This window comes from Acinetobacter sp. 797_lipA, assembly GCF_058243025.1.
This window is the reverse complement of record NZ_JBZAYQ010000001.1, coordinates 2,978,588-2,998,077: the sequence shown is the minus strand read 5'-3', so window position 1 is coordinate 2,998,077 and position 19,490 is coordinate 2,978,588. Positions and strand designations below refer to the sequence as shown.

Here is a 19,490-nt window from a genome sequence, read left to right as displayed (position 1 = left end):
GCGGAATGGGCGGTTGCCTGATCATCTGTCAGTAAAATAAGCGAACAAGAGGAATAAATATTTTCAACAAAAAAACTGTATAAGTTGTTGTCAGTTCGGTCAATCGCAGTTAATCTAATTTTAATGTTTTATGTATAAATGAAGAACATACAAGGAAGGTTCTAGCGTGGGTCAGCTAACGGATGCATCGGTTGTATTGCGATTAGGCTACCAAGCGATTCGTCGTTCAGGGTTGCCAACAGAAGAAATTTTAACAAAGGCTGGTGTTGCATTAAATCAGATGGAAACCAATGAGCGTACGCCTTTGAGCGCACAATACGCTTTTTGGGTGGCGGCAGAAGAGGTGAGTCGCGATCCAGATATCGGTCTACATTTGGGTGAAAATCTGCCTTTATATCGTGGCCAAGTGATTGAGCATTTGTTTATTTCATCCGAAAACTTTGGTGAGGGTTTGAAGCGCGCCTTGGCGTATCAGCGCTTGATCAGTGATGCCTTTCATGCCAAATTGGTGGTTGAAGATGATCGTTGTTATTTGACCAATGGAGAACAACCTTGGGCTGAAAATTTGGTCAATCGACATTTTTCTGAATGTGCGATGTCAGGTATTTTACGTTTCTTTAAATTTATTACTGAAGGGCGCTTTGAACCGATCTATATTGATTTTAACTTTAGTAAAGGCGCGTTTGATGATGAGTATTTCCGCGTATATGAGTGCCCTGTTAGTCTAGGACAAAAAGAAACTCGCTTATATTTTGACCCAAGTATTTTGGCTTATCCGTTGTGGCAGGCGGAACCTGAATTATTACAACTGCATGAGCAGTTAGCGATTGAAAAACTTCAAGAATTAGCCCGTTATGATTTGGTGGGTGAAGTACGTCGCGCGATAGGTTCAACCCTAGAAAGTGGCGAAACCACACTTGAAACAGTGGCTTCTCAGCTCAGTATTACCCCAAGGCGTTTACGCACACAGCTTAGTGAGGCGAATACCAGCTTCCAGCAAATTTTGTCTGATTATCGCTGCCGTTTGGCGAAAAAACTTTTGGCCAATACGGCTGAAAGTGTAGAGCGTATCGTGTATTTGACGGGCTTTTCTGAGCCAAGTACGTTTTATCGTGCGTTTAAACGCTGGACCAATGAAACCCCAGTGGAATATCGCAAGCGTAAGCAGCGTTAAGAAATCCCTCCTAACCTCCCTTTATAAAAGGGAGGAATTTCTCCCCTCCTTTGAAAAAGCCGGCTAGGGGGAGGATTCAAAAATAAATTATTCAGGCATATTGAGCCAGTGCGGCCCAAGTGGCTGCTTTGGTAGCTCAAACTGCGCTGGATAGTCGGCATGAATGAAATATAGCCCATCAGGAGGGGCAGTAATGCCTGCGGCTTTGCGGTCTTCTGCTGCGAAAATCACTTCAATATGCTCGACTTCATACATACCTTGACCAATTTCCAGTAAGCAGCCCATGATATTGCGGACCATATGGTGCAAGAAGCCATCGGCTTGAATGTCGAGGACCAAATATGGGCCATGTTGAATTAAGCGACAATGGCTAACATGGCGCACAGGTTGATTGGATTGGCATGCGGCTGCACGGAAGCTTTCAAAGTTATGCGTGCCTTCGAACTTTTGAGCAGCTTGCATCATCTTCGCTACATCTAGCGCATAATAGGCATGTGTGACTTGTTTATGCATAAGAGCAGGGCGTTGCGGGTGGTTATAGACGACATAACGATAACGACGTGCCTGCGCTTTGAAGCGTGCATGAAAGTCTTGATCCATCGCTTTGATCCACTGGATCGAGATATCTTTTGGCAGTTGGCTGTTGCAGCCCATTAACCAACTGCGCTCTGAACGAAGTGCAGAACTATCAAAATGCGCCACCATATTGGTGGCATGAACGCCAGCATCGGTACGACCTGCACCATGTAAGCTAATCGGTTCATTGGCAATTTTAGAGAGTACTTTTTCAATCGTCTCTTGTACGCTGATCACACCTGTTTGCTGGGTTTGCCAACCACGATAGTGTGTTCCACAAAACTCAATGCCGATCGCAAAACGTTGCATATGTACCTCAAATTAACCCAAATCATGCCAATGGCCGAAGCGTGCTTCAGCGGTGGGGTATTGTAAATACATTTTAAGGGCTTTGGCATACAGATCTGCATGCCCGAGGCAATCACTAACAATTATTTTGGCTTGGGTTGTCCAAGTGGCAACTGCATAGCGCTGATCAGTACGGCCGAAAGGGACTTGGGTGCTTAAGATAACAATACAGCCTTGCGCGTAAAATTCATCGAAAAGTGCTATCAACTCGGCATTCACAGCTAAATTACCCGTTCCAAAACCTTGCAAAATGAGGAAATGTGGTGGGGCTGTAAGCAGGTTTTTCAAATTCTGCAATTGTTGCGCTAAGGCAACAGGTTGCATCATCAGATTGAGGCAATTGAACTGGTGGGATTGTTCTACATCACCTGTTTGTACTATGTGTGTTTTTAAGCTATGTGGAATCGGCTGTTCAGCCATGACGCCTGTAAAAGCATCCAGTTCTGTGGTATGTCGTTTTAACGCGGTTTGCGCATGCAATACCTGTTGATGAAAAGCCAGATAAACTCCGACAGGATGTTTCATCACGGCATCTAAGGCAAAATTCAAATTACTAATCGCATCGCTAAATTCACGCGTATCTGTGCCTTGTACATTCAGTAATGGATATTGGCTACCTGTGAAAACCACACGTGCGGAATCTGCAATAAAGTGTGCGGCGACAGCACTGGCATAGCTTAAGGTATCTGTGCCATGAATCACGACAAAATGCTGGAATTGTTGCAGTTGTAATTGTTGAATCTGCTGAATCAGCAATAACCAGTCTTCAGCCGTGCAGGCGCTACTGTCTTTAATGACAGGTGCAATAAAACATTCAATGTCGAGATGAATCGGCAAGACATGTGTGAACTTGGGAATAAAGTCTTCGGCAGGCATTGGTTGTAAGGGTTCGCCAATACAGCCAAAAGTTCCACCCATATAGATAAGCGCAATTTTTTTCATTATAAAAAAAGCAGTCGGTGATGACTGCTTTAGTTTAAAACGAAATGGCTTAGGATGCTATGCGACTCAGTAACTGTTCTACTTGCTGACGTTGTTCCGTAGAGTAATTTGGTTCTTGTTCAACCAAAATTTCGCGTGCAGCTTCGAAAGCGCCAAGTTGAATGTATTGCTCAGCCAATTCAATGTTTAAGTGTATTTCATTGACTTCGTTCAGTTGAGGGAAAGACTGTACCAGAGGATCGCTTTGATCCACCGTATTGGCAGGTGCAGTAGACTCTAGACTAAAACTGAGGCTTGGCGTAACAACTGCTGGTGTTTCTTCTACTATCGCTTCACTTGAGCTAACCGTATCAAAAGAAAAAGCAGGGATGTCTTTTACTGCTTCAGCTGTGGATTCGCTTGAAAAATCAAATGTAAATTCAGGACGCTCATCTACAGCAGCCGGCGAAGTTTCTGCTTCTGGCGCTGTTGTAGGCGCTGTGTCGAGATTGAACGAAAAATCTAAAGGTTGGATGTCGGCTGCAGCAGTTTCTGCTGGTTGGGCAGGCGTGCTTTCTAAAGAGAGTGAACCGAAATCGAGCGGTTTAAGCTCTTCAGCAGGTTTGGTGGGTTCTGCTGTTGGTGTATTTAAACTAGAGATATCAAAATCTAAGCTTTGGACTTCGATGCTTGGTTCAGGTTGAGCAGTTGTTGTGGTGGTAAATGCTGAGGTATCAAAATCAAGCGGTTTAATGTCTTGAACAGGTTCAACAACAGGAGCTTGCACAGGAGCAGGAGCCGGATTGTTTGATGACATCAGGGCATCAAAGTCAGCAGTATTGGTTGCTTCTACAGGTTTTGGTGTAGACGGTGCAATTTCAGTCGGTTTAAACTCAATCGTGTCACGGCTATTTTGATGTAATTGGTCGTAATCCGATTTTTTGGCTTCTGCTTGCGCCAAAATATCACCCAGTTCTAAAGAACGTAAATGATTCAGCAATTGGCTGATGGCAAACTCGTCTTTTTGGAGCAAGTGAATATCGAGCAGCAGTAAATATAATTCGTGTTGTGAATTGTCTTTATTTAGGGCTTGGTTGATTTGTGCTTCAGCTGAGAAGAAATTGCGGTCGCGAATTTGACCTTCAATTTTATTACGTAGATCTGTGGCGAGTGGTGTCGTGGCTTTTTTAGCAACAACATCTTCAACGACTTGAGTTTGTTGCGGGGATTTTTTAGACGAACTGGTTTTTTTGGCTTTGTTTTTTGCAGCAACCGCTTTTTGAGTTTTTGGTTCTCCTTCTTTACTCGCCTCACGCTTTTTTAAGACTATGGCAACAACCAATAGTAAGATAAATGGAATCACATAAATAAGCATGTTTTACCCCTTTTGAACTTGTCTTTGTGCAAGTTCATCCAAAATCAAATAATCAAAATAACACTTTAGTGTGTTGGCTTTTTCTCAGTTTGTTGTGCTTTCAATTGTTGTTGCAATTGTGCAAGACGAGCGTTTAGTAATTGAATTCTCTGATCTTTCTGATTAAGTGCCACTTCTAATTGTGTTACGTTTCTCTGTAATTTAACGGTTTTTTCACGGGATGTCATAACTTTTAATGACAACTCGTTTGATGTTTGATTCTTTTCTGTCGACTTCTTGGCAGAACCGTGGCTTGAATCTTGCTCTTTCTCTGCAACCAAACTCATCTCTGCTTGATTGAGGCGGTATTTCGCCTTGCCGGATTGCTGTGAACTTTGTTTTGGAAGTGATGAAACGGAGGCTTTTTGTTCTGATTTTGCTGTTTGTAGACCCGTTAAATTGAGGTTAGCACCACGACGTAAGCGGTTTACGTCACCTTGAATAAAGGCATGTTCATTTTTAGCTTTAATTTGTTGCATGACTTCACCGACAGGACGGTTTTCTTCAGCAGCAATACGCGATGCAATACCCCATAGAGATTCATTCGACCGAACAACATGGGCACTTTGAGGTGCGGCTTGGCGTGCAGTAGTTACAGGGGCAGCAGGTGTTGTTTTTGCTGTCGATGGAATAGTTTGTGGGCTGGCCTGTGCAGAAATTGGTGCATCTGATTTTTGAACTGAATCTGCATACTTTTGCACCAACGGATCTGCTGATTTTTTTGCTTGCGTAATAGGTTCAACACGTGGAGCTGAAGTTTGAGCCGCTGCTGCAATTTGTGCAGAGGCTACTGAAATAACTTGTGTTGGTGCTGCAATAGCGGTCGCACTCATGCTTGGTGGGGTATGGTTATTGAGTTTGAGGGGTGTTGTATTTGTCGTCGGCGTAGCTGTTGTTTTTAAGCTATTGAATTGTGTGCTGACAGGTAAGTTCAGTGCAATATCTTTTTCGTTGACAATCACTACCGGTTTTAAGGCTTTTTCATTATTATTCGCGCGGGCTTGAAGTGCTGCCGAGCGTTTATTGGCTGTTTTAATATGTTGTAGTCGTGCCGCATTGCCTTCTTTGATTTTGACGACAATGTTCAGTTCCGCTTCAGTTAAAGGGCGTGAAGAAGTAATCGTAATTACACCTGTACTGGCGCTGGTACGACGGATAAAAAAGTTCAGATTACTGGGCGGCTGATGCATGACACCAAGAGACATTAAATCTTCTGCGCTAGCTAGACTGGCTTGAATCGGAGCATTCGGATCGGCATCGTGAAAGTTCAATTCTGCATACAACAGTTCCCCAGGTGCAGATTGAATTTGAATAGGATCAACAGTGATCGCATTCACATTTTGCGAAGCAATAATGGCTAAAATGGCTATCTTTAATTTGTTATTTACGGTCATCTTAATCTTTAGCTCGGTCACAGATCGCAAAGCGAAAATTATAGATTAGCGAGTTGTGTGTTATTTGTAAAACGTTAACATCAGGGTTACAAAAAAAAGCCGATCAAGTGTGATCGGCTTAATACTTTAGCGGGTAAATGCTTAAGTATTTTTGTAGTCAATCAGGATACGGAGCATACGACGTAAGGGTTCCGCAGCACCCCAAAGTAATTGATCACCGACAGTGAAAGCACCTAAGTACTCTTTGCCCATATTCAATTTGCGTAGACGACCAACAGGAACTGTTAATGTGCCTGTTACAGCCACAGGTGTTAAGTCAGTCATAGACGCTTCACGGGTATTTGGAACCACTTTTGCCCATTGGTTTGCGCTACGTAACATATCTTCGATTTCATCGAGAGGCACGTCTTTCTTCAGCTTTAATGTTAAAGCTTGAGAGTGACAACGCATCGCACCAATACGTACACAATGACCGTCAATCGGAACGATTTGCTGGTTGCCCAAGATCTTGTTGGTTTCAACTTGACCTTTCCATTCTTCTTTCGACTGACCGCTGTCTAATTGTTTGTCGATATAAGGAATGAGTGAGCCTGCTAATGGCACGCCAAAGTTTGCTGAAGGGAAACCTTCGCCACGTTGTAATTCCGCAATTTTAGAGTCAATATCTAGAATTGGAGAGCGTGGGTCATCTAACAAATCTTTGGTGTTGTTGTACAAATAGCCCATACCAGAGATCAGTTCACGCATATTTTGCGCACCAGCACCCGATGCTGCTTGATAAGTCATCGAGGTTGCCCATTCCACTAAATTGTTTTGGAATAAACCACCTAAGCCCATCAGCATCAGTGAAACAGTACAGTTACCGCCCACGAATGTTTTGGTGCCGTTTACTAAACCATCTTTAATCACGTTCATGTTGACAGGGTCAAGTACGATGATGGCTTCATCTTCCATACGAAGTGTAGATGCCGCATCAATCCAATAGCCTGTCCAGTTTTCCGCTTTGAGCTTCGGGAAAACTTCAGAGGTATAGTCGCCACCTTGGCAGGTAATAATGACATCCATTTGCTTCAGACTGTTAATGTCTGATGCATCCATAAGTGCTGGGGCAGTTTTACCGCCAAACGCAGGCGCTTCACCGCCTGCATTACTGGTAGAGAAATAAAATGGCTCAAAATGAGCAAAATCATTCTCTTCAACCATACGTTGCATAAGGACGGAACCAACCATCCCGCGCCAACCGACCAGACCTACTTTCATGTCACTTTGCCTCGGTGCGTTAAAAATTAAAAGGGGATTCGAGTGTATCAAAAGAGCGCTTAACTGCAAGCACTACACAATGAAAACAGCAATTATATTGTGCAATATATCTTGTTTATGTTACATGCAAAATTGATATTAATTTATGAATCTACAAAAAAATTAAGAATATAAGAGTTGTTCGCTATGATCTGGATTGAGTTACTGGCATGTGTTGTGATTTGGTTAAGCTTCTGGTCACTGATTCCAAGAGATGAATGGTGGTTTAGAGGCGCCGATTTTCCACGCTTACAGATTTTGGCGTTGGGGTTGATTGCTTTTATTTTGATGTTGGTTTGGGATGCACCTTGGGATTGGGTACGTGAAGTTATTTTAGTTGGATTAATCGCAGCAGTCGCTTACCAACTCAAAATGGTGCTGCCTTATACCTTTGTCTGGAAAAAGCAGGTTAAAACGGTTGCCAAAACTGGGTTACAGCCAGAACGGCAGATTTCTTTAATTGTGTCGAATGTACTAACGCCCAATACTCAATATCACTTATTGCTGCAACAGATTCGTAAGTATCAACCTGACTTGATTTTGACTTTAGAGTCGGATGCGCATTGGGAACAAGCCTTGAGTGTACTGGAAGATGACTATCCCTATCGCGTTGCAGTGCCTTTGGATAATCTTTATGGCATGCACTTGTATAGCCGTTTAGCACTCAAAGATATTGACGTTAAGTTTATTTTAAGCGATGAAATTCCTTCGATACATGCCACAGTCATTTTAAGATCTGGACAACCAGTGCAGCTCTATTGCTTACATCCGAAACCGCCAAGTCCGACCGAAGCGAAAGACTCCACTTTACGTGATGCTGAACTGTTGATTGTGGGTGATCAAATTAAAAATTTGGATGAAAGTTGTATTGTGATGGGGGATTTGAATGATGTGGCGTGGTCGCGTACGACACGACTTTTTCAACGGATCAGTGGGCTGCTAGACCCCCGAGTTGGACGACATTTTGTTAACACTTTTCATGCCGACTATCCCTTACTGCGCTGGTCACTGGATCATGTCTTTCACAGTACGGATTTTGCCTTAGTGCAGATGCAGCGTTTACCACATATTGGTTCAGATCATTTCCCTGTATATGTGGTGCTTCAAACAGGTCGGGTGTTTGAGCAAGTACAAGAAGAGCTGGAAAAAACCGAAGCCGATGAGCAAGAGGCGCAGGAGGCGATTGAAGATGGAATTGAGAAAGCGGAACGAGAAGGTAAGCAGGTTACAGATAAAATTGCCAAAGATTACCAGTAAATATAGGGGCGCGCGGATTTCATCAGTGTAGGATATGGCTTACAGTGATTTGGGAATCTGACGAATGGTTAGTCATTTGGTATGCCCGTATCCTAGTCTCATCAGCAGATGGAGCGGGAATGGATCATCCCAGTATGGAAGTTGAAGCTGATGGAAATTATCATGGATATGATGTAGGTATGGAATGCCACCGAATAAAACAAAAATTACGTTGAAAGCACAACCTCATGTACCCGAGTTTTGCAGGACGCAGAACTCGGGTTCTACTTTTTAAGCAGCTCTTTTTTTGTTAAAAATAAATCTTGTCATAGCCTGCAGGGCGAGTTTTAAAGCGACGGTGGAACCACATATATTGAGTCGGAGCAATACGGAGTTGATTTTCAATAATTTGATTCACTCGTGTCGCATCATCGACTTCATCTTCACTGGGTAAGTTTTCCACCGCAGGTTCAATCAACACTTTGTATTGTGGGTTTTTAATATCCCCATCACGATAAAAATACAGAGGAATGGCTGCGGCTTTGGTCATTTTCAATAAACGACGGTGTGCTGTAACGGTCGCTGCGGGAACGCCAAAAAATGGCGCCATAACACCTTGTTTTAAACCAAAGTCTTGATCTGGACTATACCAAATGGCATGGCCATTTTTTAAGTTACGGACTAAACCACGCATGTCATCATGATCAATTTGATGTGCATAAATGGTGGCACGGCAGCGGTAGATGAGCATATCCAGCAGTGGATTATTTTGTGGGCGATACACCACATCTGGTTCAAAATACTGCGCGCATAGATAACCACCCGCATCGAGCAAAGTAGAGTGGGTGCCTAAAAGCAGTGCGCCTTTACCTTCTGCTTGTGCTTTTTGAATATGTTCTAAACCTTCAATACTGACACGGCCAGTAAACCACTTTGGGCTATACCACGCATTCAGCGTTTCAAATGCGCCCAGCATTTGATCGACAAAAACTAAACGGGCATTTTCAAGGACTTCTTGGGCCGACCATTCAGGGAAACACACCTCCAGATTACGAACGGTGGTTTTACGCCTCGACTTCAGATATTTAAAACTGAGATTGCCTAAGAGGGTGGCCAGTCGGTGTTGAATTGCCCATGGGAGAATCGCCAATATCATGAGAAAGACGATACCAATCCAAACGCCCCAATATTTGGGGTGCAGAAAAGACCACTGAAATTCACCGGGTTGATAGTCTGGCTTCGAACTCATAAATTGCGATAAAGGCTGAAAAAAGAATGTTTCGAGTTTAGCATGAAGCAAGAATGAAGGGTCAATGTTCAGAATCAACCCGATGTCGGCACTCTGCAAATGTGATGTTATATAGGCTTGGATGATGTAGACGAACGCACCCATATGCAAATGGAAGAGATGCACATCTTCTCGATGGTGGTGGGCACCCTCAGCTGAGTTCCATAAAAAAACTCCGCGTGACGCGGAGTTTTTTTATGGAGCTCATGAGAAATTATTTGGTTAAATTTTCCAGTTCTTCCCAACGTTCCAGTTTTTCCAGCAATAGCTCATCAATTTCAGTCAAACGATTCGACAACGTCATCGCCTTGTCTGCATCTGAAATAAATAATGAACCATCTGCAAGTGAGGCATTGATTTCCGCTTGCTCTTTTTCCAGTGCTTCCATTTCGGCAGGCAGTTGTTCAAGCGCACGTTGATCTTTATAGCTGAGTTTGACTTTTTTAGCAGGTGCTGCGTTCGCTTCAGCTTTCGCTGCTGCTTTTTTCACAGCACTTTTTTGATCAACCGCAGTTTGGTCTGGTCGCTGTTGTAAGTAATCTTGGTAACCACCGATGTATTCATCGATATTGCCTTTACCATCAAACACCCAAGTTGAGGTGACCACGTTATCCATAAAGGCACGGTCATGCGAAATAAGCAGTAAGGTGCCTTTGTAGTCGGACAACATTTCTTCTAGCAGCTCTAGTGTCACCATATCCAAGTCATTGGTGGGTTCATCCATCACGATTAAGTTCGATGGCTTAAGTAGTAACTTAGCTAAAAGAATACGGTTACGCTCACCGCCTGAAAGAGCTTTGACTGGTGTACGCGCACGTTCTGGTGAGAACAAGAAATCTTGCAAATAGCTGTAAATGTGACGACGGTTGCCATTCACATCGACATGGTCAGAACCTTCTGACACGTTATCTTTGACAGATTTTTCAAGGTCGAGAGCATTACGTAATTGGTCGAAGTAAGCCACTTCCAATTGCGTACCTGTTTTCACCGTACCCGTATGTTCTTGTTCGCCTAAAATGGCTTTAATGAGGGTAGTTTTACCGACACCGTTGTCACCAACAAGACCAATACGGTCACCACGGAGCACCAATGCAGAGAAGTCTTTGATGATAGGTGCATCATGACCAAAGCGAACACTTAAGTTTTCAATTTCAAAGACTACTTTACCTGAACGGCTAGCGTCTTGTGTTGCCATGCTGACTTTGCCTTGCTGCGAACGGCGCGCTTTCGACTGTTCACGTAATTCTTTTAAGGCACGTACACGACCTTCGTTACGGGTACGACGCGCTTTAATCCCTTGGCGAATCCACACTTCTTCTTCAGCTAAACGTTTGTCAAACAGTGCATTCTGCTTTTCCTCAGCTTCCATTTGCTGTGCTTTCAGCTCGAGGTAACGTGAGTAGTTACCTTCATAGCTGCGTAGGGTGCCGCGGTCGAGTTCAACAATTCGAGTCGCAATGCTGTCCACAAATGAACGGTCATGCGAGATGAACAGTAAAGTTAAATTATTTTGATCAAGTAAAAACTTCTCGAGCCATTCAATACTTTCAACGTCCAAATGGTTGGTTGGTTCGTCCAGTAATAGCACATCGGGTTGAGTAAGGAGCGCACGAGCAAGCAGCACACGGCGCTTACGACCACCCGATAAATCGGCCAAATCGGCATCTGGGTCTAGGCCCATTTTACTTAAAATAGAATTGACTTTGGTTTCTAAAGCCCAGCCATCCAACTGATCTAGTTTGTGTTGCAAATTACCCATGCGGTCACATGCTTCCATGTCTCCAAGTACACAAGCATCACTGGCTTCATGATAGGCTCTGAGCACATCAGCGGCTTCACCTGCGCCGTCTGCCACGATATCCGCCACTTTGCCCGAGTCCATCGGCACGTCTTGCGCCAACATCGAAATGGTGATGCCATTTTGTAGAGAAACTTCACCAGAATCGGGTAATAGGCTTCCCTCGATCAGTTTAAGTAAAGTAGACTTACCTTCACCATTACGACCAATTAAACACACTCGTTCACCGCGCTCTAATGAAAAGTTCGCGCCGTCGAGCAAGGCAGGTCCACCAAACGCAAGTTGGACATCCCTTAAAGTAATATAGGCCATAATGTTTCCTGAAAAATCTCAAATGAGGACTTGAAGTGTCTAAACAACAAAATATTGATAATCAAGCGCCATTGTCCGCACCCATTGAAGATTTGCAAGTCCGAATTGCATTTTTAGATGATTTAGTTGAACAGCTCAATGAACAATTGGTGATTCAAGGACTGGAAATTGCTGATTTAAAAAAACAAATGAAAATTTTGTATCAACGTGTTGAATCTTCAGATTTGTCCGATGGGATTGCGACATTTGACCCGATGGCTGATCGTCCACCACATTATTAAGTTCATTTGCTGTCTTGGGCTAAAAAATGCTGTGATGTGGGGTGAAGATATTGCTGAGTCTTCTCTCTTTTTTTTGTTTTACCCAACTCAAAGCTCGATTTGACTGACGAAATCATTTGACCTTTGATGCAGTTCCTACTCTAATACCCGCTTTCTGGTGCATCCCATAAAAACTGTCCTATGACCCAAAAAGTTGTTCTTCTTGACCTTGAAAATAATGTTCCGACGGCCAAATTGTTGCGCGAGATTGTGGAGCATTATCCGACTTTGTATTTGTTTCATTGCCAAGGTCAATTTGAGTATGCATTGCAAGATTTGACGGAACTGGCTGCTTGGATCAGTAGTGGTCAAGTGGTGATTTTAGACACGCCCAAAGCCGAGCAAAAAGAGTTCGAATATGCTGTTGTGGTGGGGCAGTTAATGGCTTTGCTTGAGCCAGAGACGCAGGTTGAAATTATCTCTGCGGTCAAGACAACAGAAATACTTTTGGACTTAATGCAATCTTCGGATATTCAGAGCAATTTGATCCTCATTCAGTCTGAAGCTGTACCAAGTCAACGTCATCTTCCCAGTTTAGACAGCATCAAAAATCAGCCTTATTTAAAAATGGTCAAAAAATATTGTGATGCTTTGGGGAAAATGTCAGGTAAGCCGAACACATTGGACGGTCTAAAAAATTCAATAAGTAATATTTTGCAACTCGTACCTGAAAAGACGCAGCGGGTGGTGGGGATGTTGATTAATCTCAAAATCATCAAACGCTATGATGAGCAGATTCGCTTTCGTAAAAAAGTATTGAAGCAGTGGTTAGCACTGAATTTAGATGAACAAGACCCCATTACACAGCCGCAAAACATGCAAGAAGTGCTACAGCAACTGCAAAAAGACAGTGTCGTGGATAAGCTTGAACCAACTGCAGATACGCAGTCCGCGCAACAAGAGTTGTTTAAAAACTTTGCACAGATTGACCCTGTACAGCTTGAGGTCGCACGAAAACTGCGCGAGTTAAAAGCCAATAAACCCAAAGATATCTATGCGCTACGTGATTTGCTTGAGCAAATGTTTCCGAAGTCAGATGTGCGTATGTTACTGAAAGAGCTACTCGATAAAGGCTATATTTACTGGAATGGACATGAAGTTCTATATAGTCATGAAATGTTCTTAAATTAATTTTATCGTTCAAACTTGCGTTTTATATTGTGCTTATGCAACTCTAATAAAGGAATAAAAAGGTTGTGCTATGGAAAATACTGGAATTTGGGTTGTCGGATTTATCATCTTATTCATCCTCGGCTCGATTTTTGGACTTCGTGTAAGTCCAAGAGAGAAAGCTTTAGGTGAAATGCGTGATAAAGCGCGCAAGATGGGTTTACACCCGCGTTTAGTCGCAGCACCTGACTGGACGAAAATACCAATGGCTTCGGAAAACCGTGCCAGCATGGTGGCGTACTACAGTGTCCTGATTCCAGAAGCACGCCTACCTTTAATGCGCGCTCGCGTTGTTGATCAGCAGCTTGAGCTCATTACAGGTGATGACAAGTTTAAACATTTACCCATTGAATTAAAGGGTATTTATGCTATTGATATGCAAGCAAACTGCGTGGGACTCTATTGGGATGAGCATTCTGACTTAAGAGCAACCCAGTTAGATGCCATGAAAGCATATTTGCAGTCTTTGGCTGAACTTTAATTTTACAGACCCATTGAAACAGGATTAACGGTTAATATGGCGAAAGCTCCTCGGTCCACATCCAAAAGTACTACAGCAGATTCTCCTGAGGCTGGGAAAAAGCGTGCTTTAGTGATTGTGGAGTCGCCTGCAAAAGCGAAAACAATCAATAAATATTTAGGCTCGAATTACATTGTGAAGTCGTCTGTGGGTCACGTGCGTGATTTACCTACAGGTGGTTCTAGTAAGACTGCAGAAAAGAAGCCAGCAACACGAACCAAACTGACCGATGCTCAGAAAGCTGAAAAAGCACAAAATGCACTGGTCAATCGTATGGGGGTTGATCCTGAGCATGACTGGAAAGCACATTATGAAGTGCTTCCAGGCAAAGAGCATGTGGTTGCTGAACTGAAAAAGCTTGCTTCGCAAGTTGACGAGGTCTATCTCGCAACGGACTTGGACCGTGAAGGAGAAGCAATTGCTTGGCATTTAAAAGAAGTGATTGGTGGGGATGACTCACGTTATCAACGTGTGGTATTCAACGAAATTACCAAAAATGCCATCCAAGATGCATTCAAGCATCCAGCACGCCTTGATATCGATAAAGTTAATGCGCAACAAGCACGCCGCTTTTTAGACCGTGTTGTCGGCTTTATGATTTCGCCCTTACTTTGGGAAAAAATTGCTCGTGGTTTATCGGCAGGTCGTGTTCAGTCTGTCGCAGTTAAACTGGTAGTTGAGCGTGAGCGTGAAATTCGTGCGTTTATTCCTGAAGAATACTGGCAAGTTTTTGCAGACACTAAGTCACAGACCGATGAGATTCGTTTAGAAGCCGTCAAACAAGCAGGTAAAGCCTTAAAGCTACGTAATAAAGCTGATACCGATGCTTTGCTGAAGCTCATTAAAGACGCCGATTACAAAGTTTCAACACGCGAAGATAAACCGACCAAGGTGAATCCGAGCGCGCCGTATATCACCTCGACTTTACAACAAGCAGCCAGTACACGTCTGGGCTTCTCTGTGAAGAAAACCATGATGTTGGCGCAGCGTCTGTATGAAGCGGGTTTTATTACCTATATGCGTACCGACTCGACCTTTTTGAGTGACGATGCGGTGAATATGGTGCGTCATCATATTGAGACCGAATTTGGTGCGAAATATTTGCCTGCTAAGCCGAACCGCTATGGTAACAAAGCGGGTGCACAAGAAGCCCACGAAGCGATTCGTCCATCGAATGTAGCTTTAAAAGGCGACAGCTTGGTGGGTGTGGAACGTGATGCACAACGTTTGTATGATTTGATTTGGCGTCAATTCGTCGCGTGTCAAATGACACCAGCCGAATACTTGTCATCGACTATTTTAGTGGATGCCAACGGTGTTGAACTTAAAGCCAAAGGTCGTACCTTAGTCTTTGATGGTTTCACTAAAGTCCGTGGTCAAAATAAGTCGGACGATGATGTGTTATTGCCTGCGGTGAAAGTTGGTGAAATCCTGACGCTTGAAAAATTAGATCCATCGCAACACTTTACCAAGCCACCTGCACGTTTTACTGAAGCGTCATTGGTGAAAGAGCTTGAGAAAAAGGGCATTGGTCGTCCATCGACCTATGCGGCGATTATCTCGACCATTCAAGACCGTGGTTATGTCAAACTGGAAAACCGTCGTCTATTTGCTGAAAAAATGGGTGAGATTGTTACTGATCGTTTAGATGAAAGTTTCAATAACCTCATGAACTATGACTTTACCGCGGACTTAGAAGGTCAGCTCGATAAAGTGGCTGATGGCGAACGCAACTGGAAAGAGTTGCTCGACAGTTTCTATGGCGACTTTAAAAAACGCCTGACCAATGCACAAGGTGAAGGCGGTATGCGCCGCAATCAACCTGTAGAGGTGGAAGCGGTTCACTGTAAAGAATGTGACCGTCCAATGCAGATTCGTACGGGAACCACAGGTGTCTTCTTAGGGTGCTCTGGCTATAACTTACCGCCGAAAGAGCGTTGTAAAGGTACGTTGAACTTAACCCCAGTTGAATCACTTGCCGCACTTTCTGATGATGACGCAGCAGAAACAGCAGATTTGATGTCGAAAAAACGCTGTCCAATCTGTGAAACTGCGATGGACAGCTATGTGATCGATGGTGGTCGTAAGCTACATGTCTGTGGTAATAACCCCGACTGTGCTGGTTTTGAACTTGAAGAAGGTGAGTTCAAAATAAAAGGTTATGATGGCCCAACCATTCCATGTGATAAGTGTGATGGGGAAATGCAGTTGAAGACGGGTCGTTTTGGTCCTTATTTTACTTGCTCAAGCTGTGATAACACACGTAAAGTCTTAAAAAGTGGTCAACCTGCACCTCCACGTGTAGATCCGATTAAGATGGAACATTTACGTTCAACCAAGCATGATGACTTTTTTGTATTACGTGATGGGGCAGCAGGTTTATTTTTGGCGGCAAGTAAGTTCCCGAAAGTACGTGAAACACGTGCACCAAAAGTTTCGGAACTTCGTAGTGTTGCCGATCAGCTCGATCCGAAGTATCAGTTTATTTTGCAAGCACCTGATGTTGACCCTGAAGGGAATCCAACTTTGGTGAAGTTTAGCCGTAAGAATCAAGCGCAATATATTGGTTCTGAAACGCCCGAAGGTAAGCAAACCAAATGGTCATTGGTGTTCAATGATGGAAAATGGGTTGAAGCTTAAGTTTTAATTACTTAGAAATAATCAAGAAATGCTCACTTTGGTGGGCATTTTTTATGTCAAAATGATTCTCAAATAATCATAATATTTGGGGTGTATGTGGAAATACAAACAAAAAAATTTGCAGTGCTAATTGATGCTGATAATTCATCTATTAGTGCAATTCCATCAGTACTTGAAGAAGTAGCTAAATATGGTATTGCCAGTGTCAAGCGTGTGTATGGTGATTGGAGTAGCGACACTTTGAAAAATTGGCGTGAGGTTCTCTTACCTCATGCAATCACGCCAGTTCAGCAGTTTGCCTACACAAAAGGTAAAGATGCTACAGATATGATTTTAATTATTGATGCGATGGACTTACTTTATGCTGGGGCCTTGGATGGTTTTTGTATCGTTTCTAGCGATAGTGATTTTACCCCTTTAGCATCTCGTATTCGTGAAAATGGCTTAAGTGTTTATGGATTTGGGAAAAAGAAAACTCCGGAGGCTTTTAAGAAAGCTTGTGATAAATTCATTTATATAGAAAATTTAATTTCAGATAGCGATCTTAAGAATAATGAAGAAGAAGATATTGTGGATTCTGATAATAAGAAGATAGCGGAAACATTGAAAGTTATAGATCAAAAGATGAGTAGTCAATCAAAAGAAAGTGCTGCTCCTGAAATGATTGATCGAGCAACTTTAAATTTGGTTTATAAAGCCGTTAAAGATAATGCTGATGAAAATGGCTGGGCTAATTTGAGCATGGTAGGGCAATATATTAGTGCGGTAAAACCTGATTTTGATTCACGAAATTATGGTCGCGCTAAATTGTCAGGATTAATTAAAACACTTAATTTATTCGAAACTAAAATTGATATGAGTCAAATGTATTTAAGAAAAATGAAAAAGCAGAGTGCGTCTTAATATGTGGAAAAAACTTCGTATTTTAATCTTACTGCTGATTTTATTGGTGGTCGCTTTGAATGCTTATCGGGATCAGAACCAAGATTGGAGCAAGCCTATTATTGTATTACTCCATCCAGTTAATGCTGATGGACAAGGTACAACTCAGCAATATATACAGCAATTGACGCCTGCAAACTTAAAAGGGGTACAGGGTTATTTAGAGCAGATGTCGGCGACATATCGCGGCCAACCGATTGCGATTTATTTCCAACTTGGGCGCGAACTCAAACAGCTACCACCGAAAGTGCCTGAGCAGGCAAGTTTATTGGATACGGTCTTGTGGAGTTTAAAGTTCCGTTATTATGCATGGAAAAACCATCAAGGTTCAGATGGTGCACCAACTGTTACTTTGTATTTGAACTATTATGACCCAGCACTGACTAAAGAGCTGAAACACTCGACAGCTTTGCAAAAAGGTCGCATCGGTTCGGTGAATTTATTTGCATCTAACAAGCAAGCCGAGCAAAACAAAGTCGTGCTTGCACATGAGCTTTTACATGCCTTTGGTGCCAGTGATAAATACGACTTAGCCACAGGACAGCCGATGTATCCTGCGGGTTATGCTTATCCAAATCAGCAACCGCTGTTCCCTCAAGCCAAAGCTGAATTAATGGCCGGGCACATTCCAACCTCACAAACACAGAGTAAAATGCCTGAGTCGATTGATGAAACATTGGTGAATGAGATCACTGCGATTGAAATTGGGTGGAAAAAATAACTGTGGATAATGCTGAGTTTATCCACAGCATGGATTGTTTGTGTGGATAAACTCAAACCTACAAGTTCACTGCAAAACATGTTAAAACTAAGTGAACGAAAATCAAACTTGAGAAGAAGATGAAAACAGTCGGTAATGATTTAGTTCGCCATCAACTCCATGAAAATCGTAAATGGTATTTGGGTTTAGGGATTTTATTGGTGTTGTTTGGTTTCGTCCTTTTGGCCGCTTTGCCTTTTGCCACCTTATCCGTAGTGTTTATCTTTGGCGTGCTGATGATGATAGGTGGTGTTCTACACTTCATCGCAGCCTTTAAGATATTTGAGGGTGGCTTCCGCTGGTTATGGGCATTGTTTGGTGTGTTGTATTTGGTTGCGGGCTATTACGCATTTACTACACCTGTGAAAACAGCCATTGTCTTGACCAGTGTTTTAGCGGTCTTTCTGATTATTGCTGGGGTCATTCGTATCTTTAATGCAATCTTATTTCGAGCATTCCAAGGTTGGGGCTGGACACTTTTTTCTGGTGTTTTAACTCTGCTGGCAGGCATTATGATTTTAACTACACCAGATGCTCCATTTTGGGTGCTGGGCTTATTCCTTGCTTTTGATATTTTATTCCAAGGGATTAATTATCTGACTCTAGCGGCAGCCATTAAGCAGATTCCACCAGCAAGCCAATCTGAATAAAACGTGATTAAAAAATAAAAGGGAGCCTCATGTAGGCTCCCTTTTTTTTGTGCGGTTTATATCACTTGCAAAGCTGAATGGCATGCTTATGGATTGACGGTATATTGACTTGAAATCGCAATACGATTCCACGTATTAATCACAATGGCGATCCATTCAATAGCGGCAACTTCTGCCTCGGATAAACTTTTTGCTGCTTCTTGATACGCCGAATCGGGGAAATGCTGCTGGGCAATGAGGGTAATTTCTTCAATTAAAATCAGCGCGGCGCGTTCTTTTTCGGAAAAATATTCACTTTCTTGCCATGCACTGATGAGGGCAATCCGTTCCATTGATTCACCTGCTTTCATGGCATCTTGTGTATGCATACGCACACAGAACGCGCATTGATTAATCTGTGAGGCTCTCAGTTTCAGTAAGTGTGAAAATCCAATCTCAAGACCTGCTTGTTGGACTTTTTGCATGGATAAATTTTCGAGTTCTAATACTGTTTTATACAGTTCAGGTGCGAATTTTCCCAAATTGATACGTTGCATACATCACCTATTTTTTAAAGAGCGTTGAATATTTAGTGATGATTTTATTGGCTAATTGATTTGCACTTTGTTTAATTTATGCATTAAAACCAAATGAACAATGGGGGCGTTTTGGTGACGCGCACAGTAAAACTCTTCTATGTTTAAAATTAAAAAATCATTGAGGCTATTTTAACTTTATCGAGATGTACT

General features: G+C 42.7%; 17 protein-coding genes. 9 read left to right on the top strand and 8 right to left on the bottom strand.

The annotated features are described in order from the left end of the window. Positions 1-166: 166 nt before the first annotated feature. The gene (locus tag AC4CU2_RS14845; RefSeq protein ID WP_004692528.1) at positions 167-1,174 is read left to right on the top strand and encodes an AraC family transcriptional regulator; all 1,008 of its coding nucleotides are present in this window, start codon (positions 167-169) and stop codon (positions 1,172-1,174) included. 87 nt (positions 1,175-1,261) lie between these two features. Here AC4CU2_RS14845 and truA read toward each other — a convergent pair whose 3' ends face one another. The 5 genes from truA to asd all read right to left on the bottom strand — a co-directional run bounded on the left by truA (position 1,262) and on the right by asd (position 7,087). Continuing rightward, entirely contained in the window at positions 1,262-2,059 is a 798-nt protein-coding gene (gene truA / locus AC4CU2_RS14840; RefSeq protein WP_490769028.1) for a tRNA pseudouridine(38-40) synthase TruA, read from the bottom strand. A 12-nt stretch (positions 2,060-2,071) separates the two neighbouring features. Then, positions 2,072-3,040, bottom strand: a complete 969-nt coding sequence (locus AC4CU2_RS14835) for an asparaginase (protein WP_490769027.1) — start codon at positions 3,038-3,040, stop codon at positions 2,072-2,074. Positions 3,041-3,089: 49 nt separating this feature from the next. After that, positions 3,090-4,394, bottom strand: a complete 1,305-nt coding sequence (locus tag AC4CU2_RS14830; RefSeq protein WP_490769026.1) for a hypothetical protein — start codon at positions 4,392-4,394, stop codon at positions 3,090-3,092. Positions 4,395-4,459: 65 nt separating this feature from the next. Beyond that, positions 4,460-5,827, bottom strand: coding sequence for a type IV pilus assembly protein FimV (locus AC4CU2_RS14825; RefSeq protein ID WP_490769025.1), 1,368 nt, complete (start codon positions 5,825-5,827; stop codon positions 4,460-4,462). Between the two features lie 141 nt (positions 5,828-5,968). After that, positions 5,969-7,087 (bottom strand): aspartate-semialdehyde dehydrogenase, encoded by a 1,119-nt coding sequence (gene asd, locus AC4CU2_RS14820; protein ID WP_004692521.1) that lies wholly within the window; start codon positions 7,085-7,087, stop codon positions 5,969-5,971. Between the two features lie 186 nt (positions 7,088-7,273). On the opposite strand from asd, the gene AC4CU2_RS14815 reads away from it, so the two are divergent. After that, positions 7,274-8,383 carry an endonuclease/exonuclease/phosphatase family protein gene (locus AC4CU2_RS14815; protein ID WP_490769024.1) on the top strand — a complete coding sequence of 370 codons (1,110 nt, stop codon included), beginning with the start codon at positions 7,274-7,276 and terminating at the stop codon, positions 8,381-8,383. Between the two features lie 289 nt (positions 8,384-8,672). Here the strand turns inward: AC4CU2_RS14815 and AC4CU2_RS14810 are convergent, their stop codons facing one another. Both AC4CU2_RS14810 and AC4CU2_RS14805 read right to left on the bottom strand, forming a co-directional pair. Continuing rightward, the gene (locus AC4CU2_RS14810; protein ID WP_114836449.1) at positions 8,673-9,611 is read right to left on the bottom strand and encodes an LpxL/LpxP family acyltransferase; all 939 of its coding nucleotides are present in this window, start codon (positions 9,609-9,611) and stop codon (positions 8,673-8,675) included. 253 nt (positions 9,612-9,864) lie between these two features. After that, on the bottom strand, positions 9,865-11,760 hold the full coding sequence (locus AC4CU2_RS14805; RefSeq protein ID WP_004692515.1) for an ATP-binding cassette domain-containing protein: 1,896 nt from the start codon (positions 11,758-11,760) through the stop codon (positions 9,865-9,867). A gap of 35 nt (positions 11,761-11,795) precedes the next feature. On the opposite strand from AC4CU2_RS14805, the gene AC4CU2_RS14800 reads away from it, so the two are divergent. From AC4CU2_RS14800 to AC4CU2_RS14770, 7 genes are all read left to right on the top strand, one after another. Next, positions 11,796-12,041, top strand: a complete 246-nt coding sequence (locus AC4CU2_RS14800) for a SlyX family protein (protein ID WP_125274781.1) — start codon at positions 11,796-11,798, stop codon at positions 12,039-12,041. 180 nt (positions 12,042-12,221) lie between these two features. Then, the gene (locus tag AC4CU2_RS14795; protein WP_490769023.1) at positions 12,222-13,211 is read left to right on the top strand and encodes a hypothetical protein; all 990 of its coding nucleotides are present in this window, start codon (positions 12,222-12,224) and stop codon (positions 13,209-13,211) included. Between the two features lie 70 nt (positions 13,212-13,281). Beyond that, complete coding sequence (locus AC4CU2_RS14790; RefSeq protein WP_004692510.1) at positions 13,282-13,731, top strand: ammonium transporter; 450 nt, start codon at positions 13,282-13,284, stop codon at positions 13,729-13,731. Between the two features lie 36 nt (positions 13,732-13,767). Next, complete coding sequence (gene topA / locus AC4CU2_RS14785; protein WP_490769022.1) at positions 13,768-16,410, top strand: type I DNA topoisomerase; 2,643 nt, start codon at positions 13,768-13,770, stop codon at positions 16,408-16,410. Positions 16,411-16,506: 96 nt separating this feature from the next. Beyond that, on the top strand, positions 16,507-17,313 hold the full coding sequence (locus AC4CU2_RS14780) for an NYN domain-containing protein (RefSeq protein WP_490769021.1): 807 nt from the start codon (positions 16,507-16,509) through the stop codon (positions 17,311-17,313). Between the two features lies 1 nt (position 17,314). Further along, complete coding sequence (locus tag AC4CU2_RS14775; protein WP_490769020.1) at positions 17,315-18,073, top strand: hypothetical protein; 759 nt, start codon at positions 17,315-17,317, stop codon at positions 18,071-18,073. A 119-nt stretch (positions 18,074-18,192) separates the two neighbouring features. Next, a complete protein-coding gene (locus AC4CU2_RS14770; RefSeq protein ID WP_004978978.1) occupies positions 18,193-18,762 on the top strand; it encodes an HdeD family acid-resistance protein in 570 nt (189 codons plus the stop codon). A gap of 86 nt (positions 18,763-18,848) precedes the next feature. Here the strand turns inward: AC4CU2_RS14770 and AC4CU2_RS14765 are convergent, their stop codons facing one another. Further along, positions 18,849-19,298, bottom strand: a complete 450-nt coding sequence (locus AC4CU2_RS14765; RefSeq protein WP_490769019.1) for a carboxymuconolactone decarboxylase family protein — start codon at positions 19,296-19,298, stop codon at positions 18,849-18,851. Positions 19,299-19,490 lie beyond the last annotated feature (192 nt).